Genomic DNA, 26,021 nt, shown 5'->3' with positions numbered 1-26,021 from the left:
TACCGGCACCACCGGCACCGGCACCACCGGTCCGGCCGGCCGGACCCCCGCCGCCCGTCTGCGCCCGATGCGCTGGTGGCACATCGCCCCGGTGCTGGCGCTGGAGCTGGAGCTGTTCCCGGAGGACGCCTGGTCCGCCGGCATGTTCTGGTCCGAGCTGGCCGAGGCCCACCCCGGCGGCACCCGGCACTACACCGTCGCCGTCACCCCGGACGGCGCGGTCGTCGGCTACGCCGGACTGATGGCGGTGGGCGGCGACGGCGATGTGCAGACCATCGCGGTCCACGGGCGCCACCAGGGCACCGGGCTGGGCGCGGCGCTGCTCACCGACCTGGTCCGGGAGGCCGCCCGGCGCGGCTGCGCGGACCTGCTGCTGGAGGTGCGGGTGGACAACACCCGCGCGCAGCGGCTCTACGAGCGCTTCGGTTTCGAGCCGGTCGGCATCCGGCGCGGCTACTACCAGCCGGCCGGCATCGACGCGCTGGTGATGCGGCTCGACCTCGCGGCCGCCCCCGCGGACACCGCCGTCCCCGCCGACACCGCCGACCACCACGCCGCCGCCGCGGCCCCCGAAGACCTCGACGAACCCGCGGACCACCCGCGACCGGATGTGAAGAAGGACACCCACCATGGCTGACGAACCGCTCGTCCTCGGCATCGAGACCTCCTGCGACGAGACCGGCGTCGGCATCGTGCGCGGCACCACCCTGCTGGCCGACGCGGTGGCCTCCAGCGTCAACGACCACGCCCGCTTCGGCGGGGTCGTCCCCGAGATCGCCAGCCGCGCGCACCTGGAGGCGATGGTCCCGACCATCCAGCGCGCCCTCGACACCGCGGGCGTCAAGGCGAGCGACCTGGACGGCATCGCGGTCACCGCCGGGCCCGGGCTGGCCGGCGCGCTGCTGGTCGGCGTGAGCGCCGCCAAGGCCTACGCCTGGGCCCTCGACAAGCCGCTGTACGGGGTCAACCACCTCGCCTCGCACATCTGCGTGGACCAGCTGGAGCACGGCCGCCTGCCCTCTCCGACGATGGCCCTGCTGGTCTCCGGCGGGCACTCCTCGCTGCTGCTCAGCGAGGACATCACCACCGACGTCCGCCCGCTCGGCGCGACCATCGACGACGCGGCCGGCGAGGCCTTCGACAAGGTGGCCCGGGTGCTCGGGCTGGGCTTCCCAGGCGGCCCGGTGGTGGACCGCACCGCCCGCGAGGGCGACCCGAAGGCGATCGCCTTCCCGCGCGGGCTCACCGGCCCCAAGGACCCGGAGTACGACTTCTCCTTCTCCGGCCTGAAGACCGCCGTCGCCCGCTGGGTGGAGGCGAAGCGCCGGGCCGGCGAGGAGGTGCCGATCGCGGACGTCGCGGCGTCCTTCCAGGAGGCGGTCACCGATGTGCTCACCCGCAAGGCCGTCAAGGCCTGCAAGGACAACGGAGTCGACCACCTGATGATCGGCGGCGGTGTCGCGGCCAACTCCCGGCTCCGCGAGATGGCCCAGCAGCGCTGCGACCGCGCCGGCATCCGGCTGCGGGTGCCGCGTCCGGGCCTGTGCACCGACAACGGCGCGATGGTCGCCGCGCTCGGCAGCGAGATGGTCTGGCGGGACCGCGCGCCGTCCTCGCTCGACCTGTCGGCGGACTCCTCGCTGCCGGTCACCGAGGTCCATGTGCCGCACACCGACTTCCACGGGCAGGCATACCAGGCCCTGACCGGGCAGCAGCGGTGAGCGCCACCGCCGTGAGTGCCACCACCGCGGCGATGTGGGAGGCCAGGGCGGCCGACGGCCGGGGCGCCGAGCTCTCCGGCTGGGTCCGGGAGACGGCGCTGCCCGTGCTGCGGGGCTCGGCCGGGCTGCTCAGGACGGAGCTGCTCGCCGCCCCCGGGGACCGGGTGCTGCTGATCACCTGGTGGTCCGGCGAGCCGGTCCCGGTGCCGGAGCCGCCCGCCGCCCTGCTGGGCCGTCCGGTGCACCGCTGGTCCTTCACCAGCGAGCATGTGGAGTAGTCCGCGGTAGCCGTTCGCACGCCCGATCGGGAACCGAACGTCTGGCCGTTACCGTGCTAGCGATCGAGGTCGCTGAACGGGAGCGGGGAGCACGGCGCGGTGAACAGGCAGGTACGGAGCAGGAGGACGGCGTACGCGGCGGGGGCGCTGGCCCTGCTGGCCGCCGCGACCGGGTGCGCGAGCGGCGGCGGCAGCGCCGCGGCCTCGGCCGCGCTGGTCCCGGCGAGCGGATCCCCGGCGAGCGGATCCCCGGCGACGGCCGCCCCGTCGCCGCCGGTGTCCGCGGCCCCGTCGCCGACCGCGTCCCCGACCGGGGGCGGCCCGGCCGCCGGTGACGCGGCCGCCTGGGCGAAGTGGCACCTCACGCCGCTGCCGCCGGCGCCGCCCGCACCCGCCGACAAGCCGGTGAAGCTCGCGCGGACCGGGCCCGTACCGGTGTTCAGCGAGGTGAAGACGTCCGACAAGGTCGTCTTCGTCACCATCGACGACGGTGCCGAGAAGGACCCGAAGTTCGTCGAGATGCTGACCGACCTCAAGGTGCCGGTGTCGATGTTCCTGACCCGCGACATCGTCAAGGACGACTACGGCTACTTCAAGCGCCTCCAGGCGCTCGGCAACCACGTCCACAACCACACCGTGGACCACGCCCAGCTGAGCAAGGTGCCGCCGGAGAAGCAGAAGTCCGAGATCTGCGACGCCCAGGCCGCGCTCACCCAGCAGTACGGCACCCCGCCGCTGCTGTTCCGCCCGCCGTACGGGGACGGTGCCAACACGCCGGCGCTCAACACCTCGGTGCAGCAGTGCGGGCCGCGGGCGGTCGTGCTGTGGCGCGAGTCGATGCAGATCCACGACATGCAGTACCAGGCCGCGGACAAGAAGCTGCGGCCCGGCGACATCGTGCTCGCCCACTTCCGGGGCCCGAAGGACCTCAAGGGCGAGACGATGACGCAGATGTTCGGCGAGCTGCTGGCCCGGATCCAGGAGCAGGGCTTCGCGGTGGCCCGGCTGGAGGACTACATCGGGGCGCCGGCCGCCTGAACGGCCGCGGCCGGCCCCGTGACGGGGTGGCCGAGCATCATCAGCGGGCCGTTGTCGGTGCGGCTGAGGACCACCGTGACGGCGTTCGGACCGGTGGGCCGCAGCTGCCGGCGCAGCTCCTCCGGGGTGATCGCCATCCCGCGCTTCTTGATCACCACGGTGCCGACCTTCCGCTCGCGCAGCAGCGCCTTGAGCTTCTTGATGTGGAACGGCAGCACGTCGGTCAGCTCGAAGGCGTGCGCGTACGGGGTGTCGACCAGTTCGTCGGAGGTCAGGTAGGCGATCTTCGGATCGATCAGCCGCCCGTTCACCAGCCCGGCCACCTCGGCGACCAGATGGGCGCGGATCACGGCGCCGTCCGGCTCGTACAGGTAGCGGCCGACCGGTCCGGCCGGGGGGTCGGGCAGGTCGCCGCCGGTGAGGCCGGCCCGCTGCGGCAGCAGGGTGGCGCGGTGCGGGTGCCCGGCCCGGGTCCCGAACCAGAGCACCGCCTCCTTGACGTCGCCGTGGTCCGAGACCCACTCGGCCTCGGCGTCGGCCGGCACGGCCTCGTGCGGGATGCCGGGCGCCACCTTGAGCGCGCCGACGGGGGCCCGCCGGCCGGCCTCGATCGCCCAGGACAGCGGTGGGGCGTACGCCTCGGGGTCGAAGACCCGGCCGCGCGCGGTGCGCCGGGCGGGGTCGGTGAAGACCGCGTCGTAGCCGGCGACGTCGACCTCGGCGACGTCCGCGCAGCGCACCTCGACCAGGTCGGCGAGGCCCAGGGCGGCCGCGTTGGCGGCGAGGGCGGCACAGGCCGCCGGGTCCCGGTCGACGGCGAGCACCTCGATCCCGGCCCGGGCCAGCGCCAGCACGTCGCCGCCGATGCCGCAGCAGAGGTCGGCCAGCCGCTTCACCCCGAGTCCGGCGAACCGTTCGGCGCGCCACTCGGCGACCTCGCGCCGGGTGGACTGCTCGACGCCGTTGGGCGTGAAGTACATGAGGTCGGCGTCGGCGCCGAACTTGGCCCGGGCCCGCTGCCGCAGCCGGGCCTGCCCGAAGGCGGCCGACACCAGCTCGGCGGGATGCTCCTTGCGCAGCCGGGTGGCCAGTGCCAGCTCCTCCTCGGGCGCGAACTCGCGCAGTTCCGCGAGCAGGGCCTGGCCCCGCTCGGTCAGCAGGGCCCGCAGGTCGTCGTTCTCCACCCGCTCATTCTCCCCGGTCACGGCGGGCCGGGAGCGCCGGCCCCGGGGGCGGCGGCACGCGGTCGCGGGTGCCGTCCGGCAGGACCGGCCCGCGTGGCGTTGGCACTCTGGTTGACTGAGTGCTAACGGCCGCCTATGGTCATCACTAGCACTCACCACCGGGGGAGTGCTAACGCGAAAACGCGTGTCTGACCCCCGCGACGGCAGATCCGCGAGTTCGCCCCTACCCGTTAGAAAACCCCGTAATCTCCGAAGGGGAGCTCGGACGTGACCACCAGCAGCAAGGTTGCCATCAAGCCGCTCGAGGACCGCATTGTGGTCCAGCCGCTCGACGCCGAGACCACCACGGCCTCCGGCCTGGTTATCCCGGACACCGCCAAGGAGAAGCCCCAGGAGGGCGTCGTCCTGGCTGTCGGCCCGGGCCGCTTCGAGGACGGCCAGCGTCTGCCGCTCGACGTCGCCGTGGGTGACATCGTCCTGTACTCGAAGTACGGCGGCACCGAGGTGAAGTACCAGGGCGAGGAGTACCTGGTGCTCTCCGCGCGCGACGTTCTCGCCATCATCGAGAAGTAAAAGCGTTCAGCCACGCCCCGGATCCGTGTCCCTAGTGACAGGGGCCGGGGCGTGGCTGTTGGTCCACGTAGTCGAGCGGCCGGCGACGGCCGCACCCCGAAGGAATAGGGAACATGCCGAAGATCCTGCAGTTCGACGAGGACGCCCGCCGCTCGCTCGAGCGCGGTGTCAACAAGCTGGCCGACACCGTCAAGGTGACCATCGGCCCCAAGGGCCGCAACGTCGTCATCGACAAGAAGTTCGGCGCCCCGACCATCACCAACGACGGTGTCACCATCGCCCGTGAGGTCGAGCTCGACGACCCGTACGAGAACCTTGGCGCGCAGCTCGTCAAGGAGGTCGCCACCAAGACCAACGACGTCGCGGGCGACGGCACCACCACCGCCACCGTGCTGGCCCAGGCCCTGGTCAACGAGGGTCTGCGCAACGTCGCCGCGGGCGCCGGTCCGGCCGCCCTGAAGAAGGGCATCGACAAGGCCGTCGCCGCCGTCTCCGAGCACCTGCTGTCGATCGCCCGTGAGGTCGAGGGCAAGGACGACATCGCCGCCGTCGCGAGCCTCTCCGCCCAGGACACCCAGGTCGGCGAGCTGATCGCCGAGGCGATCGACAAGGTCGGCAAGGACGGTGTCATCACCGTCGAGGAGTCGAACACCTTCGGCGTGGAGCTGGACTTCACCGAGGGCATGCAGTTCGACAAGGGCTACCTGTCGCCGTACTTCGTCACCGACGCGGAGCGGCAGGAGGCGGTCCTCGAGGACCCGTACATCCTGATCAACCAGGGCAAGATCTCCTCCATCCAGGAGCTGCTCCCGCTGCTGGAGAAGATCCTGCAGGGCGGCACCTCCCGCCCGCTGCTGATCATCGCCGAGGACGTCGACGGCGAGGCGCTGTCCACCCTCGTGGTGAACAAGATCCGCGGCACCTTCAACGCGGTGGCCGTCAAGGCCCCGGGCTTCGGCGACCGCCGCAAGGCGATCCTCGGCGACCTGGCCGTCCTCACCGGCGGCACCGTGATCTCCGAGGAGGTCGGCCTCAAGCTCGACCAGGCCGGTCTGGACGTGCTGGGCTCGGCCCGCCGCGTGACCGTCACCAAGGACGAGACGATCGTCGTCGACGGTGGCGGCGACTCCGAGGCCGTGACCGGCCGCGTCGCCCAGATCAAGGGCGAGATCGCCAACACCGACTCGGACTGGGACCGCGAGAAGCTGCAGGAGCGCCTGGCCAAGCTGGCCGGCGGCGTCTGTGTCATCCGCGTCGGTGCCGCCACCGAGGTGGAGCTCAAGGAGCGCAAGCACCGCCTCGAGGACGCCATCTCGGCGACCCGTGCCGCGGTCGAGGAGGGCATCGTCGCCGGTGGTGGCGCCTCCCTGGTCCACGCCGCGAAGGTGCTGGACGGCGGCCTGGGCCTGTCCGGCGACGAGGCCACCGGTGTCGCGGTCGTCCGCAAGGCGCTGCACGAGCCGCTGCGCTGGATCGCCCAGAACGCCGGCCTGGAGGGCTACGTCATCACCTCCAAGGTCGCCGAGCTGGAGGCGGGCCAGGGCTTCAACGCCGCCACCGGCGAGTACGGCGACCTGGTGAAGGCCGGCGTCATCGACCCGGTCAAGGTCACCCGCTCCGCCCTGGAGAACGCCGCCTCGATCGCCTCCCTGCTTCTCACCACCGAGACCCTCGTGGTGGAGAAGAAGGAGGAGGAGGCCGACAGCGGTCACGGCCACGGCGGCCACGGCCACTCGCACTGAGGCCCGAAGCACTGACCGGAGGCCCGGTCCGCGCCCCGCTGGGGGTGGCGGGCCGGGCCTCCGGCGTTGTGGCGCGGACCGGGCCCGGGCCCGGCCGCGCCGGTGTGTTCCATCCTTCAACTATCAGTTGAATTTTGCTTGTTGCAAAGAATGTCTTATATCTTGGGGGCATGATCGAGGCCCGCCATCTGCGCGTCCTGCGTGCCGTCGCCCGCACCGGCTCCTTCTCCGCCGCCGCTCGTGAGCTGGGTTGCACCCAGCCCGCGATCAGCCAGCAGATGAAGGCCCTGGAGAAGTCCGTGGACACCCCGCTGGTGGTCCGTTCGGGCCGCGGGATGCAGCTCAGCGAGGCCGGCCGGGTGCTGCTCAAGCATGCCACCGGAATCCTCGCCGGACTCTCCGCCGCCGAGGAGGAGGTCGCCGCGATCGCCGGGCTGCGGGCCGGCCGGGTCCGGCTGGTGTCCTTCCCGACCGCGAGTTCGACCCTGGTGCCGTCGGCCGTCGCCCGGCTGCGGGGCACCCATCCGGGGGTCCGCGTGTCGCTGGTGGAGGCGGAGCCGCCGGAGTCGCTGGCGATGCTGCGCGGCGGCGAGTGCGAGGTCGCGCTCGCCTTCCGCTACCCGCAGGCCCCCGGTGCCGCGGCCGGGCCGGCGCCCGCGCCCGCCCACGGCACCCCGCGGGAGGCGCGGGCCGAGGCCAATCTGGAGGCCCAGCAGCTGAGCGCCGGCGCCGACTGGTCCGACCTGGTCGCCACCCCGCTGCTGGACGACCCGCTGGTCGGCCTGCTGCCCGCCGGGCACCGGCTGGCCGGGCGCGGCGGCCCGGTGCAGCTGGCCGAACTGGCGGAGGAGCAGTGGATCGCCGGCTGCCCGCAGTGCCGGGGCCACCTGGTGGAGCTGTGCGCGGGGGCCGGCTTCGAGCCGCGGATCGACTTCGCCACCGACGACTACCCGGCGGTGGTCGGGCTGGTGGCGGCCGGGCTGGGGGTGGCGGTGCTGCCCGGTCTGGCGCTGGAGACGGTGCGCCCGGACGGGGTGGCGACGGTGGCGGTGCACGCCGCTTCGGGGGCGTCGGCGGTACGGCAGGTGGTCGCGCTGACCCTGCCGGACCTCGCCGGGGTGCCGGCGGTGGCGCTGATGCTGGAGCGGCTGTCCGGGGCGGCCGCCGGCCGCTGACGCCGCCGCCCCGCCCGCCCGGCCGCCGGAGGAGCGGGCCGCCGGGCGGGACCCGGCCGGCGGGGCCGGGCTCCGGACGGGGGCACCCGGAGGGGGTCGGAGGGGTCGCGGGTCGCAGGGTCGCAGGGATCGCGGTGGGGGCGCGGAAGGCCGGCGCGGACCGCTGGAGAAACGTTTCTCCACGCCGGCGCGGAACCGGCCGCCTACTGCTGGGACACGCCCGGAGCGACCAGCGGCACCTCCACGAGACGGTGGCGCGAGCGGCCCATCAGCTCCTCGCGTTCGTCCTCGGTGAGACCTCCCCACACGCCGTACGGCTCGCGGACCGCCAGCGCGTGCGCGGCGCACTGGGTGCGGACCGGGCAGCGCGTGCAGACCTCCTTGGCGCTGGCTTCGCGTGAACTGCGGGCGGCGCCGCGCTCTCCCTCGGGGTGGAAGAAGAGGGAGCTGTCCACGCCGCGGCAGGCTGCGGAGAGCTGCCAGTCCCAGAGATCCGCGTTGGGGCCGGGGAGGCGGGAGAAATCTGCCATGGCTCATTCCCTTCAGAGGTCGTCGACCGCGGGCCGGTCACCAGCGGGGTCGCGCTGGAGTCGGCTCGGCGGGGCGTCCGGCGCGGTGTGGACACCTGGAAATATGACTTACGGCAACTACATGGACAAGTCACCCACAGAGTGGCACAACAGTCAATGACCATACAAAAGCTCTAAAAGCGGGCAAAGTGGGCATGACTGTCGGGCCGACAGTCGCCCGGCGCAAGCGTGGCAATCGGGTGGCCGACCGGCGCGCGGAGCGCCGCGCGGGTGTGCGGGTGGTACGCCGACCGCGCGCGAGCTGCGGAAAAGTGCGGCGTGTGCACCGCGATGCGGCTGATCGGTAACGGGTTGGCCACGTACAGTGGTGGAGATGGCCCTTAAGGCCGTAACTCATTCGAGTGACGGTCGTTGGAAGTGCGGAGGCGGTTAGCGGACGCCGGACGTCGGGAACGATCGCGGGGAACCTGGGCGATCAGCACGGAGTCCGACGCCGGCGGGCCGTGTCGGAGAGGTTCGTACCAGCCAGGAGGCTCAACGTGACGCGGATCAGCTGCGGAGGACGACAGTCATGACTTCCGTTCTCGTTTGCGACGATTCCCCGCTCGCCCGCGAGGCGCTTCGCCGCGCGGTCGCGACCGTACCCGGTGTCGATCGGGTCACCACCGCGACGAACGGGGAGGAGGTCCTCCGCCGCTGGGTGGCCGACCGCTCCGATCTCGTCCTGATGGACGTCCGGATGCCCGGCCTCGGCGGGGTGGAGACGGTCCGGCGGCTGCTGTCCGCCGACCCCGGTGCCCGGATCATCATGCTCACCGTCGCCGAGGACCTCGACGGGGTCGCCCTCGCGGTCGCCGCGGGCGCCCGCGGCTACCTGCACAAGGACGCCTCGCGCGCCGAACTGCGGGCCACCGTGACCCAGGCCCTCGCCGACCCGACCTGGCGGCTCGCCCCCCGCCGGCTGCGCAGCCCCGACATGGGGGCCGCACCGACCCTGACGGCGCGTGAGATCCAGGTGCTGGAGGGCATGAGCCACGGCCGCAGCAACGCCGAGATCGGCCGCGAGCTGTTCCTTTCCGAGGACACCGTCAAGACCCATGCGCGGCGGCTGTTCAAGAAGCTCGGCGCCTCGGACCGCGCGCACGCGGTGGCCCTGGGCTTCCGGTGGGGCCTGGTCCGCTGACCGCCGGCGCCGCCGCCGGTTCCGGCCCGCTGCTCGCGATTGTCCGTGCGGAGGCGTGTGACGTTACGGCCCCGAGGTTGCACCATGGAGGAGTGGAGCACCTCGGGGACCAGCGGACAGGGACTGCGGCGAACCACGCGGCCGCAGGAGGCTCGGCGGACGGCGCCGCGGACGGTACCGTCCGCGCCGGTGGGGCGGGAGGCGGTGCGGTGCAGGAGGGGCCGGTGGTGCGTACCGGAGCGGCACCGCATAACGTTCCGGTGCACAACTCCGGACGCGGTGCCGCGTTTTCCCGCGCGACCAGGCACCATGGACCGATGCGTGACGACGTGACCGGGTCTCCCGGTGAGGCGGACCCGGTGGAGGCCGAGCCCTCCGCGCCCGGGCCCGGCCCGGCGTACGCGGATCCGGCCGACGGGCCGGGCGCGCTCGCCGCGCTGGTCGCGGCCGCCGTCCGCGGCGAGGGCCCGGCGATCGACGCCCTGCTCGCCCACGTCCACCCGCTGGCGCTGCGCTACTGCCGCGGCCGGCTGGTCCGGCTGCCCGGCGGTGCCCGGCACCACGTCGACGACATCGCCCAGGAGGTCTGCGTCGCGGTGCTCTGCGCACTGCCCCGCTACCGGGACCTGGGCCGCCCGTTCGAGGCCTTCGTCTACGGGATCGCCGCGCACAAGATCGCCGACCTGCAGCGGGCCGCGATGCGCGGGCCCGGATCGGCCGTGATCCCGCAGGACGACCTGCCGGAGGTGCCGGACGACGCGCTCGGCCCGGAGGAGCGGGCGCTGCTCAGCAGCGACGCCGCGTGGGCCAAGGAACTGCTCTCCAACCTGCCGGCCCGGCAGCGCGAGCTGGTGCTGCTGCGGGTGGCCGCCGGACTCTCGGCGGAGGAGACCGGCGAGGTGCTCGGCATGTCGCCGGGGGCCGTCCGGGTCGCCCAGCACCGCGCCCTGAGCCGCCTCCGCGCCCTGGCGGAGGAATCCTCCTAGCGGCGCCGTCGGCACTTCCCGCCCGAGCCGAAGGGGCGCCCCGAGCCCGGCGCTTCCCGCCCCGAGCCGAAGGGGCGCGCCGGTGCCGAAAGGGAGAGCGTGAGGAGGCCCCTGAGGAACGAAGGGGCATCGGAGCGCCGACCGTCGGCACCGGGCAGAAGCGCCCCGGAGGCGAGCGGGCGACAAACGGAATGGCCCATGGTGGGCGGGTGTTGTCAAGGGCAGCACGAGCACCCATTCGCGGTGCCAGTACCATGGGGTATCGGCGTCTGGGCGGGTCGCCAAAGTTCCGACGGTGCGCGTGGAGTTCCCCTGGAGGATCCTCCAATGGACACCGGACTTTCGGCGGTCCGAGTGAGCTGATGACTGCGCCCCCACCCTCAGGGCGCGAGCGGATTAGGCCGGCCACGGAAGGTACCCCCGAAATGCCAATCAACGACGGCGTCAACGCCGCAGGCGTACCCGAGAAGTTCGCGATGCTCGGGCTCACGTACGACGACGTCCTGCTGCTGCCGGGGGCGTCCGAGGTGCTGCCGAACCAGGTCGACACCTCCTCGCGGGTCTCCCGCAACGTGCGGGTGAACATCCCGCTGCTCTCGGCCGCGATGGACAAGGTCACCGAGTCGCGGATGGCGATCGCGATGGCCCGTCAGGGCGGCGTCGGCGTCCTGCACCGCAACCTGTCGGTCGAGGACCAGGCCAACCAGGTCGACCTGGTGAAGCGCTCCGAGTCCGGCATGGTCACCGACCCGATCACGGTCGGCCCGGACACCACGCTGGCCGAGGCCGACGCGCTGTGCGCGAAGTTCCGCATCTCCGGCGTGCCGATCGCCGACGAGGGCGGCAAGCTGCTCGGCATCGTCACCAACCGCGACATGGCCTTCGAGTCGGACCGCAGCCGCCGGGTCCGCGAGATCATGACCCCGATGCCGCTGATCACCGGCAAGGTCGGGATCTCCGGCGTCGACGCGATCGCGCTGCTCCGCCGGCACAAGATCGAGAAGCTGCCGCTGGTCGACGACGAGGGCCGGATCAAGGGCCTCATCACCGTCAAGGACTTCGTCAAGGCCGAGCAGTACCCGAACGCCGCCAAGGACGCCGAGGGCCGGCTGCTGGTCGGCGCCGCCGTCGGCGCCAGCGCCGAAGCCTTCGACCGGGCCCAGGCCCTGGTCCAGGCGGGCGTGGACTTCCTGGTCGTGGACACCTCGCACGGCCACAGCCACAACGCGCTGTCCTGGATCGCCAAGATCAAGTCGTCCGTCGGGGTCGACGTGGTCGGCGGCAACGTCGCCACCCGTGACGGCGCCCAGGCGCTGATCGACGCCGGTGTGGACGGTGTCAAGGTCGGGGTCGGCCCGGGCTCCATCTGCACCACCCGCGTGGTCGCCGGCATCGGCGTCCCGCAGGTCACCGCGATCTACGAGGCGGCCCTCGCCTGCCAGGCGGCCGGCGTGCCGGTCATCGGCGACGGCGGCCTGCAGTACTCCGGCGACATCGGCAAGGCGCTCGCCGCCGGTGCCGACACCGTGATGCTCGGCTCGCTGCTGGCCGGCTGCGAGGAGTCCCCGGGCGAGCTGCTGTTCATCAACGGCAAGCAGTTCAAGTCCTACCGCGGCATGGGCTCGCTGGGCGCCATGCAGACCCGCGGCCAGGCGCGGTCCTTCTCCAAGGACCGCTACTTCCAGGGCGAGGTCACCTCCGACGAGAAGCTGATCGCCGAGGGCATCGAGGGCCAGGTCCCCTACCGCGGCCCGCTGTCCGCCGTGCTGTACCAGCTGATCGGCGGCCTGCGCCAGACCATGGGCTACGTGGGTGCCGCCACCGTCGCCGAGATGGAGAGCAAGGGCCGGTTCGTCCGGATCACCTCGGCGGGTCTCAAGGAGAGCCACCCGCACGACATCCAGATGACCGTCGAGGCGCCGAACTACACCAGCCGCGGCTGATCACACCCTGGTCCGGAGGGCCCGTCACCGACCGGTGGCGGGCCCTCCGGCCTGTCCGGGCGCCGGTCCGAGGCCGGTCCGGGCAGCGGGGCGGCGCCGTGCGGCCGTCGGGGGGTACGGGATACTGGGGGGCGGCCGGGGTGACCCGGCCGGCATGAGCAATACCAGCAGAAGGGCTCGAAGTGACTGAGATCGAGATCGGGCGTGGCAAGCGCGGCCGCCGGGCGTACGCCTTCGACGACATCGCCGTCGTCCCCAGTCGCCGTACGCGCGACCCGAAGGAGGTCTCGATCGCGTGGCAGATCGACGCCTACCGTTTCGAGCTGCCGCTCCTGGCCGCGCCCATGGACAGCGTGGTCTCCCCGCGGCAGGCCATCGAGATCGGCCGGCTCGGCGGCCTGGGCGTGCTGAACCTCGAGGGCCTGTGGACCCGCTACGAGGACCCGCAGCCGCTGCTCGACGAGATCGCCGCGATCACCGACGAGGCCGCCGCCACCCGCCGTCTGCAGGAGATCTACTCGGAGCCGATCAAGGCCGAGCTGATCAAGCACCGGATCCAGGAGGTCCGCGACTCGGGTGTGGTCACCGCCGCCGCGCTCTCGCCGCAGCGCACCGCCGAGTTCTCCAAGGCCGTCGTGGACGCCGGGGTCGACGTCTTCGTCATCCGCGGCACCACCGTCTCGGCCGAGCACGTCTCCGGTGCCGCCGAGCCGCTCAACCTGAAGCAGTTCATCTACGAGCTGGACGTCCCGGTCATCGTCGGCGGCTGCGCCACCTACACCGCCGCGCTGCACCTGATGCGCACCGGCGCGGCCGGCGTGCTGGTGGGCTTCGGCGGCGGCGCCGCGCACACCACCCGCAACGTGCTGGGCATCCAGGTGCCGATGGCCACCGCCGTCGCCGACGTGGCCGCCGCCCGCCGCGACTACATGGACGAGTCCGGCGGCCGCTACGTGCACGTCATCGCGGACGGCGGCGTCGGCTACAGCGGCGACATCCCGAAGGCGGTCGCCTGCGGCGCCGACGCGGTGATGATCGGTGCCGCGCTGGCCCGGGCCAGCGACGCGCCCGGCAAGGGCTACCACTGGGGCATGGAGGCCGTGCACGAGGAGCTGCCGCGCGGCAAGCGGGTCGACCTCGGCACCGTCGGCACCACCGAGGAGATCCTCACCGGTCCGTCGCACACCCCGGACGGCACCATGAACCTGTTCGGCGCCCTGCGCCGGGCGATGGCGACCACCGGGTACACCGAGCTCAAGGAGTTCCAGCGGGTCGAGGTGACCGTCAACCCGGCGCTCCACCACCGCTGAGCCGACCGCTCCCGCCCGAGGCCCCGTCGCACCGCGACCGGGGCCTCGCGCCGTTCCGGGCCGGGCGGGCCCCCACTACTGGCGGGTGGCGGCCCGGCGGGTCAGCAGGAAGCCGCCGATCACGGCGATGCCGTAGAAGACCAGGTCCAGCGTGCGGCGGTCGGTGCGCCAGAGCGGGAGGGCGTCGCGGAGCAGCTCGCCGTACCCGGTGCCGGCCAGGTGGTGCAGCCGCCGGGCCTGCCCGAGCAGCTGGCCGAGGAACAGCGCGCCGGACGCCAGCACGGCGCCCAGCGGCGGCAGCAGCCGGCCGGGTCCGCCGAGCCGGCCGAGCGGCCAGGCCACCGCGGCCGCGGGAGCGATGGCCAGCCAGCCGACGGTGGCCTCCGCGCGGATCGGCGCGCAGCCGAGGGCCGCCGCGCCGGCCAGCATCGCGAGGACGGCGATCGCCACCGCCGGGCCGGTCCGCCCGCGCTCGCGCCGGCGACGGCGTCCGGGGGCGTTCGGCTCGGGTGCCGCGGCGGCCTCGGGGGCGGGGTCGGCCGGGTCGGCGGGGCGGTAACCGGCCACCGGGGCACCGGGCATACCGGGGGCCACGTACCCCTCCGGGGTCTCCGGCTCGGGTGCGACCGAGAAATGCCGGGCGGTGGGCGGCCGGTTCGACTGGCCGTCAGCGCCCGGTGCGGATGCGGTCATGGACGTCCTTTTCCCCCCGGAAAGACGGTGAGCTGCCGAACGGTAGCAGTGGCCGGAGCCGGCCGGACAGAGTTTTCGATCACAGGTCGGGCACGGAGCGCCGCCCCCGTCCGGGGTGCGGACCAGGGTGGCCGGGGGCCGGGTGGCCGGGGGCGCGCGGGACAGGGGATGATGGAGGCTTGGGCGTTCGGGCCCGACGCCGGTCCGACGTGCCGTCATCACGACCGCCAGCAGCACATGGGGGAACGTTCCGAATGACCCAGGCGCAGGGTTCCACCGGCCGCCTCCTGGCCGGACGCTACCGGCTGGACGCGGTGCTCGGTCGTGGTGGCATGGGCACAGTGTGGCGCGCCGAGGACGAAATGCTGGGCCGGACGGTCGCGGTCAAGGAACTGCGGATGAACGCCAGCGTGGACGAGGACGAGAAGCACCGGCTGATCGTCCGGACCCTGCGCGAGGCCAAGGCGACGGCGCGGATCCGGCACTCCTCGGCGGTCACCGTCTTCGACGTGGTCGAGGAGGACGACCGGCCGTGGATCGTCATGGAGCTGGTCGAGTCCCGCTCGCTCGCGGACGTCATCCGGGAGGACGGCCCGCTGGCGCCGGCCCGGGCGGCGGAGATCGCGCTGGACGTGCTCGGCGTGCTGAGCGCCGCGCACGCGCACGGCATCCTGCACCGGGACGTCAAGCCGTCCAATGTGCTGATCGGTGAGGACGGCCGGGTCGTGCTCACGGACTTCGGCATCGCCAGCGTGGAGGGCGACTCCTCGGTGACGTCGACCGGGATGCTGGTCGGCGCGCCCTCGTACATCTCCCCGGAGCGGGCCCAGGGGCAGAAGCCCGGACCGCCGGCCGACCTGTGGTCGCTGGGCGGCACGCTGTACGCGATGGTCGAGGGCCGGCCGCCGTACGACCGGGGTTCGGCGCTGGCCACGCTGACGGCGGTGATGACGGAGGAACTCACCGCGCCGGTGAACGCCGGGCCGCTGCTGCCGGTGGTCGAGGGGCTGCTGGCCAAGGACCCGGCGCAGCGGCTGACCGCCCCGCAGACCCGGTCGATGCTCAAGCGGGTGGTCGCGGAGGCGACCGCGCGGGCCGAGTCGACCACCGAGCACGCGGTGCCGGTGGCGGGCGCGGGCGGCGGCACGGGCGATGCCACCGGCAAGGGCGCCGGTTCGGGCAAGGGCGGCGGCAAGGGCGGGAAGCCGTCGGTCGGCGGACTGCTCGGGACGGTCCGGGTCGGCAGCCGGGCCGGGGACGCCGGGAGCGGGGAGACGCCGGTGGCACCGGCCACCCCGGAGGCGGCGGAGGACGGGCCGGTACCGGCGGGGGCCGCGGAGACCTCGGCCGAGGCGGCCAGGCCGGTCACCAGCGAGTGGACGCTGGGCGCGACCCAGGCCGCCGGGGCCGACCCGCGCACCGGCCGGCGGCGGCTGGCCGTCGCGACGGCGGTGGTGGTGCTGCTGCTGATCGCGGGCCTGATCGTGCTGCTGCAGGCGTTCGGCGGCTCCGAGGACGGCTCGGCCGAGGGCGCGCGTGGCACCGCGCCGGTGGCGGCGGCCACGGACGGCGCCACGGCCGGCAGCACGGACGGCGCCGCGCCGGTGACGGGCCCGGAGAGCACCGGCCCGGGGGAGGCCGCGGCGCCCGCGCCGACCGCCGCCCCGGCCGCCACGCCGGCTCCCACGCCGACGCCCAGTGCCGCGCCGACTCCCAGCGCCGCGCCGACGCCGACCGGGGCCGTCGTGCCGGCCGGGTACCACGAGTACAAGGACCCGTCCGGCTTCTCGATCGTGCTGCCCGACTGGCTGCAGCCGACCGGCTCCGACGCGAACCGCCGCACCTTCAAGGGCAACGGCAGCACCCTGCGGGTCGAGTGGACGACCACGCCGGGGGCGAGCGCGCTCGCCGACTGGCAGGCCTCCGAGCCCGGGCTGCGCGGGCAGGTGAGCAACTACCAGCGGGTGCAGCTGCAGTCCGTCGCCTACCGGGAGTGGACCAACGCGGCCGACTGGGAGTGGACCAACGGCACCCCCAGGACGCACTCGCTGAACCGGGGCTTCGTCACCGGCTCCCCGGCCAAGTACGGCTACGCGATCTACTGGACCACGCCGGACGCGGACTGGTCGGCGGCGCCGAACGCGCAGGCGCGGCAGACCGCGTTCGACACCTTCCAGCCCGCGCTGTAACTCGCCCGCTCGCCTCCGGGGCGCTCTGCTCCGGTGCCGACGGTCGGCGCTCCGATGCCCCTTCGTTCCTCAGGGGCCTCCTCGCGCTCTCCCTTTCGGCGCCGGCGCGCCCCTTCGGCTCGGGGCGGGGTCGCCCGCTCAGGTGTGAGGGTCTCGGGGTGGGGGTCGCCCGCTCGGGTGTGAGGGCCTCGGGTGGGGGCACCCGCTCAGCCCTTCGGCGGGTGCCCGTTCGGTCAGCCGATGAGGCGCTGTTTGGCGCGGCTGAACTCCTCGGCGGTGAGGGCGCCGGCGGTGTGCAGGGCGGCCAGCCGCTCCAACTGGTCGAGCAGCTCGACGCCGGTGGCGGCTGGGGCGGGGGCGGCGGGGACGGCGGCGACCGACTCCTTCCGGGTGGCCTCGCGGGCCAGCCGGGCGGTGGCCCGGAGCTGCTCGGCGAACACCTCGGCCTTCACCACGTCCTCGAAGCGGTGCGAGCCGGTCAGCGCGACCACGAGCAGCACCTCGCCGTTGATCCGGGTCCTGGTGACGGTCGCGTCGGTCACCGACGCGAGCGGAACCGGGACCGGGGGCTTGCCGTCCTTGAGGAAGAGCAGCCGATGGGTGGTCAGAACGAGGACACCCTTACGGAAGTGGTCGGGGTGGCGTCCCGCTGTGGAGGCGATCGGCTTCTCGTCGGGGGCGACGTTCGCCTCTACCGTGCGCAGGGCCGCGGCCCGGTGGTCAGTGCTGCTGTTGCCGGCCACGTCGAAGGCCGTGTCGATGAGATCGCTCCAGTCCATGGACCGAGGGTAATCCGGGGGACCCGGGCGGTGCCCTCCGCGGGCAACTAGGCTTGGCGGTGAGCGGAGAGGAACACGCATGCGAGCGGGCCCGGGTCAGGTGCTGGCGGGGCGTTATCGGCTGACGGACCACCTGGAGGCGCTGGGCGCGTTCGCCGCGGACGAGCGGACCGGTGACGTCGTGCGGCTGCGCGCGCTGGAGCTGCCCGCCGTGCTGATCGGGGATCAGGAGTCGGAGGTGCCCGGCACGGAGCCGGGGGAGCGGCTGGTGCGGCGGGTGGCGGAGGTCGGCGCCTCGGCGCCCCGGCACGCCCGACTGCTGCAGGGCGCGGGGGCGTTCGTCGAGGGCGACCTGCTGTGGACGGTCGAGGAACGGCCCGCCGGACAGCCGCTGGACGCGCTGCTCGGGGCCGGCCCGCTGCCGCCGTACCGGGCGGCGGAGGTGGCGGCGGACGTCGCCGGGGCGCTGCGGGCGCTGCACGGGGCGGGCCTGGCGCACGGGAACGTGACGGCCGCCTCGGTGCTGGTGGGCGAGGACGGCGCGGCCCTGCTGGGCGGGCTGCTCCCCGGGGTGGCCGAGGAGGCGCTGGCCGAGGAGCTGGGCGGTCCGGGCGGCCGGCGGCGGTACGAGGTGCGGGCCGCGCTGGTCGGGCCGGTGGCCGAGCGGTGGCCGCTGGACGGCGGCCCGGCCGGCGACTGCTGGGCGCTCGGGGTGCTGCTGCACCGGATGGCGACCGGGCGGGCGCCGTACCCGGAGAGCGGGGTGCCGGAGTTGGTGACGGCGGTGCGGGAGGGTCGGCGGGTACCGGCCGGGGCGTGCGGGCCGCTGGGGCCGCTGGTGGAGCGGCTGGTGCAGTCCGATCCGGCGCTGCGGCCGGCGGCGGCGGAGGTCGTGCTGGAGCTGGCGGAGCTGCTGGCGCGAGCGCCGGAGCCGGTGGACGGGCCGGTGGCGGCCGGTGCGCCGGGACTTCCGGGGCCCCGGGCGGCGCGAGCGGCCGGGCGGCGCCGGGCGAAGCGCGTGGACGCGGCGGGCCGGTCGTGGAACGGCCGGGAGCGGGACGGGCGCGGGGGGACGGCGGAGGCGGGGACGGCGCGGGCGGAGGCGTCCGGGGCGGCCCGGCCACCGAGGATCCCGCCGGCGCTGTTGGGGCCGCTCCTGGTCGGCGGAGTGTTCCTGCTGCTGGTCCTCGGCGTGGCGGCCGTGGTGCTGTTCGCAGGCTGACGGGGCCGGTGGGAACATGGTCGCCGGAACGGCGGGCGGGGGAGATTCCCCGGGGGCACCGGGGACGCCTAGGGTGTCCGTGGGATCTGTTCGATTCAGTGGTCTGCACCGAGTGGTCTGCACCGGGCCCTCCGTCGCGTGACGGTAGGTGAATGAGGGGGAGCGGTCGCGGATGGGCGTGCAGGACCGGCCGGGGTCGGCCGAGGGGGAGCGGCTGCTGGTCGGTCGCTACGAGCTGGGCGAGCGGCTCGGCCGCGGCGGCATGGGCACGGTCTGGCGGGCCCGGGACCGGATGCTGGACCGCGAGGTCGCGGTCAAGGAGCTGACCGTCAGCCACCTCCCCGAGGAGGAGGTGGAGATCCTGCACGCCCGGATGAAGCGGGAGGCCGCCGCGGCCGCCCGGATCAAGCACCCCGGCGTGATCACCGTGCACGACGTGCTGGAGCAGGACGGCCGGCCGTGGATCGTCATGGAGCTGGTCGACGGCCGTTCGCTGGCCGATGTGATCAGCCAGGACGGCACCCTGCCGCCCCGGGCCGCCGCCGAGGTGGGCGGCCAGGTGCTGGCCGCGCTGCACCGGGGTCACCAGCTGGGGGTGCTGCACCGGGACGTGAAGCCGGCCAATGTGCTGCTGGAGCACGGGACGGGGCGGGCGGTGCTGCTCGACTTCGGCATCGCGACGTACGAGGGCTCGGCCGAGCTGACCCGGCCGGGCGACCTGGTCGGTTCGCCGGACTACCTGGCGCCGGAGCGGGCCCAGGGCGAGCGGCCGGGCCCGGCCTCCGACCTGTGGGGGCTGGGGGCGACGCTGTACGCGGCGGTGGAGGGCGACTCGCCGTTCCGCCGCACCTCGCCGCTGACCACGCTGGCCGCGGTGGTCGGCGACCCCCTGCCGGAGCCGCGCCGGGCCGGGCCGCTGGGGCCGGTCCTGGCCGCGTTGATGGCGAAGGACCCGGAGGAGCGGCCGAGCGCGGACGAGGCGGCCCGGATGCTGGCCGAGGTGCGGGACGGGCACACCGTCGGGCTCAAGCCGGTCGCGCCGGTGCGGATGCCGACCCAGTCGGTGCCGGTGGTGGACCGGGCGGGCCAGCCGGAGGAGTCGTCGGAGGAGCGGTCGGAGAACGGGGACGAGGCCGGAGCCGGGGCGTCGGTGTCGGCGGAGGGCGCTGAGGCCGTCACGGTGCCGCAGGCCCAGGCGGCGTCGGACCGGGCCGCACCGGACGGGACGGCGCCGGGCGGGACGGCGTCGGACCGGGCGGAGCAGCCCTCGGCGGAGCCTTCCCCCGGGACCGGCCCGGCGCGGGAGAGCGACGAGGGGGCGCCCACCGGGCCGGTCACGCCGGTGCCGTACACCGATGCGCCCGCGCGCGGGCCGGCCAGGCGCCGGACGGTGCTTCGGGTGCTCGCGCTCGTGGTGGGTCTGGCGGTGCTGGCCGCCGGGGCGCTGTACCTGGTCCAGCGCCAGCGCACGCAGGACCCCGGCCGGTCCGTCCCGACCCTGGCCCCGGGCCCGGTCGGGCCGCCGTCGACCGCCCCGGTCGACGGCACCCCCGCGCCCAGCGGCTACCAGTGGGTGGACGACCCGGCGGGCTTCCGCTTCCCGCTGCCGGTGACCGTCCCGGCCTGGCAGCGCTCCAGCACGCCGGACAACCAGATCTACTACAGCCCCGACAACAAGGGGCACTACCTGCAGTTCGCCGTCACCGTGGGCCAGTCGGTCCGGCCGCTGGAGCACATGCGGCAGATGGAGGGCACCGTCTCCAAGTCGTTGAAGGAGTACAAGCAGCACCGGCTCACCGGCGTCGCCGTGAACGGCCACGAGGCCGCGGTCTGGGAGTTCAGCTACCTGGCCAAGGAGGGCGGCCGCCGCCGGGCGATCGAGGCCGAGTTCATCGACGAGGACGGCACCAGCTACGCGATCTACTCCTCCAGCTTCGACCGGGGCAGCGAGTGGAACGAGGCCGAGCAGCGGTTCAACGCGGTGCTCCACTACTTCACCCCGACCCGCTGACCGCCGCTGATCCGTAGCGGGCCCGCCCGCGCCGGCGTTTCTTGTTACCGACGGGTACCGCACCGGCCGTCGAGCGCCTAGGCTGCGCCCTATGTCGGACCTCACAGCAGCTGCCACGGCCACCGATCCCGCCGGCCCCGGCGCGCCGGGCCGCAACCCCGCCGCCCCGGGCGGTGGGCGTACCGTCGCCTCGGCCGTGCCCTCGTCCCTGGTCGACCGCCTCGCCGCCGGGGTCACCGCCACCGGCGAGCCCAGCGTGGTGGAGACCGTCGCCCCGCTGACCGGCGAGCGGCTGGCCGGCCTGCCGCGGTCCACCCCGGCGGACGTCGAGGTCGCCTTCGAGCTCGCCCGCCGCGCCCAGCCGTCCTGGGCCGCGCTGCCGGTCCGCCGGCGCGCCGCCGTCCTGCTGCGCTTCCACGACCTGCTGGTCAAGCGGCAGGACGAGGTGCTCGACCTCATCCAGGCGGAGACCGGCAAGGCCCGGCTGCACGCCTTCGAGGAGGTGCTCGCGGTCGCGATCGCGGCCCGCCACTACGGCCGGGCCGCGCACGGCTACCTGCGCGACAAGCGGCACCTCGGCGCGGTGCCGCTGTTCACCCAGGCGGTCGAGGCCCGCCGGCCCAAGGGCGTGGTCGGCCACATCTCGCCGTGGAACTATCCGCTCGAGCTGTCGGTCGGCGACGCGCTGCCGGCCTTCGTCGCGGGCAACGCGGTGGTCAACAAGCCGGACACCCAGACCGCGCTGACCGCGCTCTGGGCCCGCGAGCTGCTGATCGAGGCCGGACTGCCGGCCGACCTGTGGCAGATCGTGATCGGCGACGGCCCGGTGATCGGCCCGGCCGTGGTCGAGCACGCCGACTACGTCTCGTTCACCGGCTCCACCCGTACCGGCCGCGAGGTCGCCCGGCGGGCCGCCGAGCGGCTGGTCGGCGCCTCGCTCGAACTCGGCGGCAAGAACGCCCTGCTGGTGCTGGCCGACGCGGACCTCGACAAGGCGGCCGAGGGCGCCGTCCGGGCCTGCTTCTCCTCGGCCGGCCAGCTGTGCATCTCGATCGAGCGGCTGCTGGTCCACCGCGCGGTGGCCGACGAGTTCCTCGCGAAGTTCGCCGCCCGCACCCGCGCGCTGCGGCTCGGCGGCGGCCTCGCCTACGGGGCGGACATGGGCTCGCTGGTCTCGGGACGCCAGCTGGAGGCCACCACCCGGCACGTCGAGGAGGCGGTCAAGGCCGGCGCCACGGTGCTGGCCGGCGGGAAGGCCCGGCCGGACCTCGGCCCGTTCTTCCACGAGCCGACCATCCTGGAGGGCGTCACCCCGGACATGGCGGTCTGTGGCGAGGAGACCTTCGGCCCGGTGGTGTCCGTCTACCGCTTCGACACCGAGGAGGAGGCGGTGGCCGCCGCCAACTCCACCCCGTACGGCCTCAATTCCAGCGTCTGGACCACGGACGTGCGGCGCGGGCGGGCGATCGGCGCCCGGCTGCGCACCGGCACCGTGAACGTCAACGAGGCGTACGGCGCGGCCTACGGCTCGGCCGCCTCGCCGATGGGCGGCATGGGCGACTCCGGGCTCGGCCGGCGGCACGGCGCCGAGGGCATCCTGCGGTTCACCGAGGCGCAGACGATCGCGAGCCAGCGGCTGCTGCCGCTCGCGCCGGCGTTCGGCCAGGACGACAGGCAGTACGCGGCGATGATGACCGCCGGGCTGCGGATCCTGAAGGCGCTGCGCGTCAAGTAGCCGGGCCCGCGGGCCGGCCCCCGTTTCGTGAACGACTTCCGAAGGAGCAGAGGCAGATGGTGGGTTCGGCTGACGGCCGGGAGTTCGACTACGACGTGGTCGTGGTCGGCTCCGGCTTCGGCGGTTCGGTCTCGGCACTGCGGCTGACCGAGAAGGGGTACCGGGTCGCCGTCCTGGAGGCCGGGCGCCGCTTCGACCGCGACGAACTGCCCAGGAACTCCTGGGACGTCGCCAACTACCTGTGGGCGCCGAAGCTCGGCCTGTACGGCATCCAGCGCATCCACCTGCTGGCCAATGTGCTGATCCTGGCCGGCGCCGGGGTCGGCGGCGGCTCGCTGAACTACGCCAACACCCTGTACGTGCCGCCGAAGGCGTTCTTCGAGGACCGCCAGTGGCAGCACATCACGGACTGGCAGGAGGAACTGGCGCCGTTCTACGACCAGGCGCGGCGGATGCTCGGGGTGCGGCTCAACCCGACCGTCACCCCCTCGGACGTCCACCTCCGGGCGGCGGCCGAGCGGATGGGCGTCGGCGACACCTTCCACATGGCGCCGGTCGGGGTGTTCTTCGGCGACGGCAAGGACGCCGACGGCACGGCGAAGGCGGCGCCCGGCGAGGAGGTGCCGGACCCGTACTTCGGCGGTGCCGGCCCAGCCAGGCGGTCCTGCGTCGAGTGCGGCGAGTGCATGACCGGCTGCCGCCACGGCGCCAAGAACATGCTTACCGAGAACTACCTGCACCTGGCCGAGCGGGGCGGCGCCGAGATCCACCCGCTCACCACGGTGGCCCGGATCCGGGAGTGGGGCGAGGGCTTCGCGGTGGACGTCCGGCGCACCGACGCCCGGTCCACCACCGACCGGGCCAAGGCCGGAGCGCGGACCGTCACGGCCGCCCGGGTGGTGGTCGCGGCCGGCACCTACGGCACCCAGAGCCTGCTGCACCGGATGCGGGCGGGCGGCCACCTGCCCCGGATCTCCGCCCGGCTCGGCGAGCTGACCCGGACCAACTCCGAGGCCCTGGTGGGCGCGCAGACCACCGACCGGCGGTACGGCGCCCGCGCGGACTTCACCAAGGGCGTGGCGATCACCTCCTCGATCCACCCCGACGGGAACACCCACATCGAGCCGGTCCGCTACGGCAAGGGCTCCAACGCGATGGGCGCGCTCTCGATCGCCCAGGTGCGGGGCGGCGGGCGGCTCCCGCGCTGGCTGCGCTACCTCGGCAACTCGGTCAAGCACCCGGTGACCTTCGGCCGCTCGATGAACCAGCACCGGTGGTCGGAGAAGACGATCATCGGCCTGGTGATGCAGTCCCTGGACAACTCGATCACCGTCTCGCTGAAGGAGAAGGGCCTCGGCAAGGGCACGCTGACCTCCCGCCAGGGCCACGGCGCTCCCAACCCCACCTGGATCCCGGCCGCCGAGCAGGGCGCGCGGGCGCTCGCCGAGGAGATCAACGGCTTCGCCGGCAGCAGCGTCGGCGAGATCTTCGACATCCCGCTGACCGCCCACTTCCTCGGCGGCTGCGCGATCGGCGACTCCCCGGAGACCGGCGTGGTCGACCCGTACCACCGGCTCTACGGCTACCCCGGGATCAGTGTGGTGGACGGTGCGGCGGTCTCCGCCAACCTCGGCGTCAACCCCTCGCTGACGATCACGGCGCAGGCCGAGCGGGCGATGTCGATGTGGCCCAACAAGGGCGAGGAGGACACCCGGCCGGCCGCCGGCGAGGCCTACCGCCGGGTCGCCGCGGTCGCGCCCGTCGCACCGGCGGTCCCCGGGGACGCGTTCGGTGCCCTGCGGCTGCCGCTGCTGGCGGTGCCCGAGGTGCCGAAGAAGCGGGACTGAGCACGGCCGGGGGGCCGCGCCGCCGGAGCGCGGGGCGGCCTCCCGGCGTCTCCCGGTCCGGTCCGTGGACCGTGACCGGTTGACAGCCGTCCGTGCCCGATGAAAGAAAAGGGGCGCCCTGGGGGGACCAGGCGATCGTTCGTTCGGACGGGGGGACGCGGCCCATGGCCATCTGCGCATCCTGCGGCGCGGCTTCGACGGAAGGGGCGCCGGTCTGCGCGTCCTGCGGGCGGCCGGCGGTGCCGCCCCCGCTGCTACCGCCCTCTCCTCTGCCGCCGCCGCTCCTGCCGCCCACGGTTCCGCCGCCCCCGGCGCCTGTCGCGCCGCCTGTCGCGCCGCCCGCGGTGCCGTCTGCCGCGCCGCCCGCCGTGTCGCCCGCCGCGTCGTCGGCTCCGACGACGCCGGGGGTGCCCCCGCCGGACCTGCCGCCGGTGCTGCCCCCGCCGCCGCCGGAGCCGCCGCCCGCCGCGGGGAGCTGGGGTGCCGGGCGGCCGTACGACCCGGCCGGTTCCCGGCCCGCGGCCCTCGCGTGGCTCACCGGCGCCGACTGGCGCCCGGCCCTGCGGGCGGTCGTCGCGCCGACCGCCGTCCTGCTGCTGGCCGCGCTGATCGTCGCCGCCGTCCCGGAGAGCGCCTACTACTCGGCCTCCCCCGACGCGCCGTCCTTCGGCAAGCGCCTCGGCAGCTCGCTGGCCATGGCGCTGTGCGCGCTCGGCGCGCCGTACCGGCTGGGCTTCGAAACCACCGGGGGCGGCAGCTCCTCGGTGTTCCGTGCCCTGCCGATGACCGTCACCGTGCTCTGGCTGTCGGCGCTCTGGCTCGGCCTGCGGGTCGGCGCGCGCCGCCGGCAGCAGCGCACCGGCGAGCAGCAGACCCGCCGGCAGGCGGCCGGCGAGGCTGTGCGCACCGCGGTGGCCGCCGCCGCCGTGATCCTGCTGATCGGCCTGGTCGGGGGTGCGGACTGGCACCCCGGCGGCGCCCGCTTCGGCCTGGACTCCGCGGCCTCGGCCCGGTTCCTCGGCCGGACCACCTACAGCGCCTCGGCCGGCTGGTGGGAGGCGGTCGGGTGGACGGCCCTGCTCGCCGGGCTGCTCGCCTTCGCCGTGCACGGGACGGACGCGCTGCGCTGGGCGGCCTGGCGCAACCGGGCGGTGCGCGGCTGGGCGGTCGCGGGCCTGGCGGCCGGGCGGGCGCTGGCGGTCTCGGTGGCGCTGGCGGCGGCGGCCGGCTTCGTCGTGGTCGCCGTCCGGGTCGACGGCGACCTGACCGGCGCCGCAGTGGCCTTCCTGCCCAACCTCGGTCTGCTGCTGCTCGGGGTGGGCTCCGGGGCGACCTTCCGGGTCGGCAGCTCCACCGCGCCCGGTGAGGCACCGGAGTGGCAGCCGGACTCGCGCGACGTGCACGAGTACTCCTTCTTCGACCCGCACGCCGCGGGGACCGACTGGCGCTGGTCCGCCCTGCTCGCGCTGGTCTCCGCCGCGGTGCTGGGCTGGACGGCGTACCGGCGGCGGCTGGACCCGGCGGACCGGCTCCGGCTGGCGGCCGTGTACGCGGTCGGCCTCAGTCTGCTGATGCTGGTCGCGGGGGCGCTGGTGTCCACCGAGTCCGTGCTCGGCCCGCTCGGCCGGTCCCGGGAGTCCGGCCTCGAGAACTCGCTGGCCCTGGCGCCGTGGACGGTGCTGGCGGCCAACGCGGTCTGGGCGGCCGTCGGCGCGCTGGCGGTGCCTCCGCTGCTGGCGGCCCGCGACCGGCGGCCGGCGCCGCCGGCGGACCGGGGCCCGGGGGAGCCCGGGGCGGAGTCCGCCGGGGGTCGGCCGACGGTGCTGGAGGTGGTCGGCCCGGAGGACGGGCGGCACCCGGCCGGGTCGGAGCCGGAGGACTA

General features: G+C 74.5%; 21 protein-coding genes and 1 pseudogene. 17 read left to right on the top strand and 5 right to left on the bottom strand.

Going from position 1 to position 26,021, the window contains the following annotated elements; translation table 11 throughout:
* The first annotated feature begins 67 nt into the window (after nucleotides 1-67).
* Genes rimI through SM793_RS25415 form a run of 3 tightly spaced genes read left to right on the top strand, consistent with a single transcriptional unit; the run spans nucleotide 68 to nucleotide 1,999 of the window.
* A complete protein-coding gene (gene rimI, locus SM793_RS25425; RefSeq protein WP_320440641.1) occupies nucleotides 68-637 on the top strand; it encodes a ribosomal protein S18-alanine N-acetyltransferase in 570 nt (189 codons plus the stop codon).
* Entirely contained in the window at nucleotides 630-1,721 is a 1,092-nt protein-coding gene (tsaD, locus tag SM793_RS25420) for a tRNA (adenosine(37)-N6)-threonylcarbamoyltransferase complex transferase subunit TsaD (protein ID WP_320440618.1), read from the top strand. Before rimI ends, tsaD begins: the two co-directional genes overlap by 8 nt.
* 11 nt (nucleotides 1,722-1,732) lie before the next feature.
* Nucleotides 1,733-1,999 carry a hypothetical protein gene (locus SM793_RS25415; RefSeq protein ID WP_320440617.1) on the top strand — a complete coding sequence of 89 codons (267 nt, stop codon included), beginning with the start codon at nucleotides 1,733-1,735 and terminating at the stop codon, nucleotides 1,997-1,999.
* 56 nt (nucleotides 2,000-2,055) lie between these two features.
* Here SM793_RS25415 and SM793_RS25410 read toward each other — a convergent pair whose 3' ends face one another.
* The gene (locus SM793_RS25410) at nucleotides 2,056-2,478 is read right to left on the bottom strand and encodes a hypothetical protein (protein ID WP_320440616.1); all 423 of its coding nucleotides are present in this window, start codon (nucleotides 2,476-2,478) and stop codon (nucleotides 2,056-2,058) included.
* Between SM793_RS25410 and SM793_RS25405 the strand changes: the two genes are divergently transcribed.
* Nucleotides 2,447-3,037 carry a polysaccharide deacetylase family protein gene (locus tag SM793_RS25405; RefSeq protein WP_320440615.1) on the top strand — a complete coding sequence of 197 codons (591 nt, stop codon included), beginning with the start codon at nucleotides 2,447-2,449 and terminating at the stop codon, nucleotides 3,035-3,037. The genes SM793_RS25410 and SM793_RS25405 overlap by 32 nt on opposite strands.
* Here the strand turns inward: SM793_RS25405 and SM793_RS25400 are convergent.
* A complete protein-coding gene (locus tag SM793_RS25400; RefSeq protein ID WP_413816033.1) occupies nucleotides 3,013-4,221 on the bottom strand; it encodes a THUMP-like domain-containing protein in 1,209 nt (402 codons plus the stop codon). The genes SM793_RS25405 and SM793_RS25400 overlap by 25 nt on opposite strands.
* Before the next feature lie 267 nt (nucleotides 4,222-4,488).
* On the opposite strand from SM793_RS25400, the gene groES reads away from it, so the two are divergent.
* From groES to SM793_RS25385, 3 genes are all read left to right on the top strand, one after another.
* Complete coding sequence (gene groES / locus SM793_RS25395) at nucleotides 4,489-4,794, top strand: co-chaperone GroES (protein WP_014136232.1); 306 nt, start codon at nucleotides 4,489-4,491, stop codon at nucleotides 4,792-4,794.
* 113 nt (nucleotides 4,795-4,907) lie between these two features.
* A complete protein-coding gene (gene groL / locus SM793_RS25390) occupies nucleotides 4,908-6,536 on the top strand; it encodes a chaperonin GroEL (RefSeq protein ID WP_320440613.1) in 1,629 nt (542 codons plus the stop codon).
* A gap of 170 nt (nucleotides 6,537-6,706) precedes the next feature.
* The gene (locus SM793_RS25385; RefSeq protein ID WP_320440612.1) at nucleotides 6,707-7,711 is read left to right on the top strand and encodes a LysR substrate-binding domain-containing protein; all 1,005 of its coding nucleotides are present in this window, start codon (nucleotides 6,707-6,709) and stop codon (nucleotides 7,709-7,711) included.
* Between the two features lie 203 nt (nucleotides 7,712-7,914).
* On the opposite strand, the gene SM793_RS25380 is transcribed toward SM793_RS25385, so the two are convergent.
* Nucleotides 7,915-8,241 (bottom strand): WhiB family transcriptional regulator, encoded by a 327-nt coding sequence (locus SM793_RS25380; RefSeq protein WP_320440611.1) that lies wholly within the window; start codon nucleotides 8,239-8,241, stop codon nucleotides 7,915-7,917.
* Between the two features lie 571 nt (nucleotides 8,242-8,812).
* Here SM793_RS25380 and SM793_RS25375 point away from each other — a divergent pair.
* The 4 genes from SM793_RS25375 (at nucleotide 8,813) to SM793_RS25360 (ending at nucleotide 13,663) form a co-directional block, all read left to right on the top strand.
* A complete protein-coding gene (locus tag SM793_RS25375; RefSeq protein ID WP_014136228.1) occupies nucleotides 8,813-9,424 on the top strand; it encodes a response regulator transcription factor in 612 nt (203 codons plus the stop codon).
* A 317-nt stretch (nucleotides 9,425-9,741) separates the two neighbouring features.
* On the top strand, nucleotides 9,742-10,410 hold the full coding sequence (shbA, locus tag SM793_RS25370) for an RNA polymerase sigma factor ShbA (protein ID WP_320440610.1): 669 nt from the start codon (nucleotides 9,742-9,744) through the stop codon (nucleotides 10,408-10,410).
* Between the two features lie 425 nt (nucleotides 10,411-10,835).
* Nucleotides 10,836-12,353: an IMP dehydrogenase gene (gene guaB / locus SM793_RS25365; RefSeq protein WP_320440609.1), complete on the top strand. Its 1,518-nt coding sequence runs from the start codon at nucleotides 10,836-10,838 to the stop codon at nucleotides 12,351-12,353.
* A 182-nt stretch (nucleotides 12,354-12,535) separates the two neighbouring features.
* Nucleotides 12,536-13,663 carry a GuaB3 family IMP dehydrogenase-related protein gene (locus SM793_RS25360; protein ID WP_320440608.1) on the top strand — a complete coding sequence of 376 codons (1,128 nt, stop codon included), beginning with the start codon at nucleotides 12,536-12,538 and terminating at the stop codon, nucleotides 13,661-13,663.
* A gap of 75 nt (nucleotides 13,664-13,738) precedes the next feature.
* Here SM793_RS25360 and SM793_RS25355 read toward each other — a convergent pair whose 3' ends face one another.
* Complete coding sequence (locus SM793_RS25355) at nucleotides 13,739-14,356, bottom strand: hypothetical protein (RefSeq protein ID WP_320440607.1); 618 nt, start codon at nucleotides 14,354-14,356, stop codon at nucleotides 13,739-13,741.
* Between the two features lie 254 nt (nucleotides 14,357-14,610).
* On the opposite strand from SM793_RS25355, the gene SM793_RS25350 reads away from it, so the two are divergent.
* On the top strand, nucleotides 14,611-16,545 hold the full coding sequence (locus SM793_RS25350; RefSeq protein WP_320440606.1) for a serine/threonine-protein kinase: 1,935 nt from the start codon (nucleotides 14,611-14,613) through the stop codon (nucleotides 16,543-16,545).
* A 233-nt stretch (nucleotides 16,546-16,778) separates the two neighbouring features.
* On the opposite strand, the gene SM793_RS25345 is transcribed toward SM793_RS25350, so the two are convergent.
* The gene (locus SM793_RS25345; RefSeq protein WP_320440605.1) at nucleotides 16,779-17,324 is read right to left on the bottom strand and encodes an SHOCT domain-containing protein; all 546 of its coding nucleotides are present in this window, start codon (nucleotides 17,322-17,324) and stop codon (nucleotides 16,779-16,781) included.
* Between the two features lie 79 nt (nucleotides 17,325-17,403).
* On the opposite strand from SM793_RS25345, the gene SM793_RS25340 reads away from it, so the two are divergent.
* The 5 genes and pseudogenes from SM793_RS25340 to SM793_RS25320 form a co-directional block, all read left to right on the top strand.
* On the top strand, nucleotides 17,404-18,546 hold the full coding sequence (locus SM793_RS25340; RefSeq protein ID WP_320440604.1) for a hypothetical protein: 1,143 nt from the start codon (nucleotides 17,404-17,406) through the stop codon (nucleotides 18,544-18,546).
* Between the two features lie 172 nt (nucleotides 18,547-18,718).
* Nucleotides 18,719-20,557, top strand: a complete 1,839-nt coding sequence (locus SM793_RS25335) for a serine/threonine-protein kinase (RefSeq protein ID WP_320440603.1) — start codon at nucleotides 18,719-18,721, stop codon at nucleotides 20,555-20,557.
* 91 nt (nucleotides 20,558-20,648) lie between these two features.
* On the top strand, nucleotides 20,649-22,292 hold the full coding sequence (locus tag SM793_RS25330; protein WP_320440602.1) for a succinic semialdehyde dehydrogenase: 1,644 nt from the start codon (nucleotides 20,649-20,651) through the stop codon (nucleotides 22,290-22,292).
* Nucleotides 22,293-22,348: 56 nt separating this feature from the next.
* Complete coding sequence (locus SM793_RS25325) at nucleotides 22,349-24,139, top strand: GMC family oxidoreductase (RefSeq protein WP_320440601.1); 1,791 nt, start codon at nucleotides 22,349-22,351, stop codon at nucleotides 24,137-24,139.
* Between the two features lie 407 nt (nucleotides 24,140-24,546).
* Nucleotides 24,547-26,021: pseudogene (locus SM793_RS25320) on the top strand (hypothetical protein); the annotation flags it as partial.

Source organism: Kitasatospora purpeofusca, assembly GCF_034043715.1.
In the GTDB taxonomy this organism is placed as follows: Bacteria; Actinomycetota; Actinomycetes; order Streptomycetales; family Streptomycetaceae; genus Kitasatospora; species Kitasatospora purpeofusca_A.
The sequence above is the reverse complement of the archived record's forward strand: the minus strand, read 5'-3'. Positions and strand labels throughout refer to the sequence as shown.

What these genes read in the sequence shown, in the direction of transcription:
- rimI (WP_320440641.1), top strand. Translation starts at nt 68, where the DNA reads ATGCGCTGGTGGCACATCGCCCCGGTGCTGGCGCTGGAGCTGGAGCTG.
- tsaD (WP_320440618.1), top strand. Translation starts at nt 630, where the DNA reads ATGGCTGACGAACCGCTCGTCCTCGGCATCGAGACCTCCTGCGACGAG.
- groL (WP_320440613.1), top strand. Translation starts at nt 4,908, where the DNA reads ATGCCGAAGATCCTGCAGTTCGACGAGGACGCCCGCCGCTCGCTCGAG.
- SM793_RS25385 (WP_320440612.1), top strand. Translation starts at nt 6,707, where the DNA reads ATGATCGAGGCCCGCCATCTGCGCGTCCTGCGTGCCGTCGCCCGCACC.
- SM793_RS25380 (WP_320440611.1), bottom strand. Translation starts at nt 8,241, where the DNA reads ATGGCAGATTTCTCCCGCCTCCCCGGCCCCAACGCGGATCTCTGGGAC.
- SM793_RS25375 (WP_014136228.1), top strand. Translation starts at nt 8,813, where the DNA reads ATGACTTCCGTTCTCGTTTGCGACGATTCCCCGCTCGCCCGCGAGGCG.
- shbA (WP_320440610.1), top strand. Translation starts at nt 9,742, where the DNA reads ATGCGTGACGACGTGACCGGGTCTCCCGGTGAGGCGGACCCGGTGGAG.
- guaB (WP_320440609.1), top strand. Translation starts at nt 10,836, where the DNA reads ATGCCAATCAACGACGGCGTCAACGCCGCAGGCGTACCCGAGAAGTTC.
- SM793_RS25355 (WP_320440607.1), bottom strand. Translation starts at nt 14,356, where the DNA reads ATGACCGCATCCGCACCGGGCGCTGACGGCCAGTCGAACCGGCCGCCC.
- SM793_RS25350 (WP_320440606.1), top strand. Translation starts at nt 14,611, where the DNA reads ATGACCCAGGCGCAGGGTTCCACCGGCCGCCTCCTGGCCGGACGCTAC.
- SM793_RS25345 (WP_320440605.1), bottom strand. Translation starts at nt 17,324, where the DNA reads ATGGACTGGAGCGATCTCATCGACACGGCCTTCGACGTGGCCGGCAAC.
- SM793_RS25340 (WP_320440604.1), top strand. Translation starts at nt 17,404, where the DNA reads ATGCGAGCGGGCCCGGGTCAGGTGCTGGCGGGGCGTTATCGGCTGACG.
- SM793_RS25335 (WP_320440603.1), top strand. Translation starts at nt 18,719, where the DNA reads ATGGGCGTGCAGGACCGGCCGGGGTCGGCCGAGGGGGAGCGGCTGCTG.
- SM793_RS25330 (WP_320440602.1), top strand. Translation starts at nt 20,649, where the DNA reads ATGTCGGACCTCACAGCAGCTGCCACGGCCACCGATCCCGCCGGCCCC.
- SM793_RS25325 (WP_320440601.1), top strand. Translation starts at nt 22,349, where the DNA reads ATGGTGGGTTCGGCTGACGGCCGGGAGTTCGACTACGACGTGGTCGTG.